Here is a 1,622-nt window from a genome sequence, read left to right as displayed (position 1 = left end):
GTCACCCACCGCCGCCCTACGGCCGTAGCGGTCAGAGGCCCAACGCCGTCGATGGCGCCGATCTTGCGACACAGGTCGGAACTGGACATCAGCTGCTTCACTTGCGCGTCGGCCTTCTCGATGAGCAGCTCGATGATCTCGAGCTGCTCCAGCGACTCGACGAGGAGGCTGCGGCAGACCTCAGAGATCTCACCGTCGGATGCCGCAAGGACCGCGGGCATGGCGCGGTGGAAGGGCTGCCGGCGACTTAGCGACGACGACACCGCGGTCGGGAGGCACAGGCCTCCATGACAACGAGTCGCGGTTGCAGGCCGAGGATCGCCTGCAGGAGGCCAGGACGGCTGACCTTCGAGCGGTGCATGACGACCCCACCGCGAATGATCTTCGGGAGTGTGCATGGACGCTTAGTTCCTCGGGCGGCCAAGCTTTCCGCTACCCCGACCTGTACCCCTAGGTAAGTCAAATGCTTGATCGCGGCCAACCAGGCAGGACACGGCGGGGCAGAGCATTGCTGGCTGCCTGCATCAAGCCGCCGTCGCGTGCTTGTACTCGTTGGCGTGAACTAGCGCTTCAGACTGGGCATGGTCATTCGCGGCGGCGGCCTGAACGACAGCGGCGACGAACACTGGGCATTCGACCGTCCGCGCCTCGTGCGCCCGCTGTACCTCCCTCACCAGTCACTTGACCGTGGCCGGTCAAGCGTTGGCTCACGAAGGATTCCTTGCGCCACGGGTGACTGGTGGCACCCGACCCCACATGGGACATCCAGGCTGTCGAATTTCGATGACTAGAAGCTGTCACTGGCCGTCCTAATTTGCATGAGGCGCTGCCTCCAACCACCGCAGGTGCTCAGGGGCCGCGGCCGAGCCATTCCGACAGCCGATGCTCGCAAGTCTTGAAAACGACGTAGGCAACGCAGCTTACATAGCCTTGCGCGACAAGCTCGGCCAGTTGTAGAAAAGCGCCGTCCATCAGTGCCATCAACCCGTACTCGCGCAACAGCTGCAAGTTCGCCGACAGGAAACTGACGAGATTCAAAGTTCCTAGTGCCCCCACGAGGAAACTCATTCCGAGGACGATGAACGTCAGCCATAGCCTAGACAGCACGACTCTTTGGAACAGTGTGTTGATCATGTTTGCCGACCGAGTGCCTGCCCGTTCGTCGCTGCGATCAGCGACGAACTTACAAAGGCCGACATTGCACGGTCATGGCTTCTTGGTCAGGCCCGGGGCGCGGTGAGATGTCTGGACGCCACCGGTCGCAAGTGTCAGGAACTGGCCGGGACTGAAAATTCGTCGAGTTCGTCGAGAGCTGCCGTTGGCCGTCGCGGGCAGGACGTCGAAGGTCCGCTCGCGGGTGTGACTACGGAATAGCGGACCCGGCCACTTCCAGTCGTTCGTCAGCGTCAGGTTTGCGGCCTCAGAACTGATCAAACGGGCTGCGCACGCCGCGCCCGCCACGATTGAGCACGTGCGTGTAGATCATGGTGGTCTTCACATCGCTGTGCCCCAACAACTCCTGCACCGTACGGATGTCGTAGCCGGCCTGCAACATGTGCGTGGCAAACGAATGCCGCAGCACATGGGGCGAACAAGGCTTGATGATGCGCGCACGCTTGGCG

At 62.2% G+C, this 1,622-nt stretch carries 2 protein-coding genes and 1 pseudogene; all 3 read right to left on the bottom strand.

Annotated elements, in window-relative coordinates; all coding sequences use genetic code 11:
- A pseudogene (locus tag E8D38_RS27595) lies at nucleotides 1-221 on the bottom strand (IS110 family transposase); the annotation flags it as partial.
- Nucleotides 222-849: 628 nt separating this feature from the next.
- Nucleotides 850-1,134, bottom strand: a complete 285-nt coding sequence (locus E8D38_RS27590) for a hypothetical protein (RefSeq protein WP_140637475.1) — start codon at nucleotides 1,132-1,134, stop codon at nucleotides 850-852.
- Between the two features lie 286 nt (nucleotides 1,135-1,420).
- The coding region (locus tag E8D38_RS27585) for a tyrosine-type recombinase/integrase (RefSeq protein WP_181179250.1) at nucleotides 1,421-1,622 on the bottom strand (202 nt) is incomplete at its 5' end.

The sequence above is a fragment of the Methylibium rhizosphaerae genome (assembly GCF_006386545.1).
Lineage (GTDB): Bacteria > Pseudomonadota > Gammaproteobacteria > Burkholderiales > Burkholderiaceae_C > Pseudorivibacter > Pseudorivibacter rhizosphaerae.
This window is presented reverse-complemented; position numbering and strand designations above follow the sequence as displayed.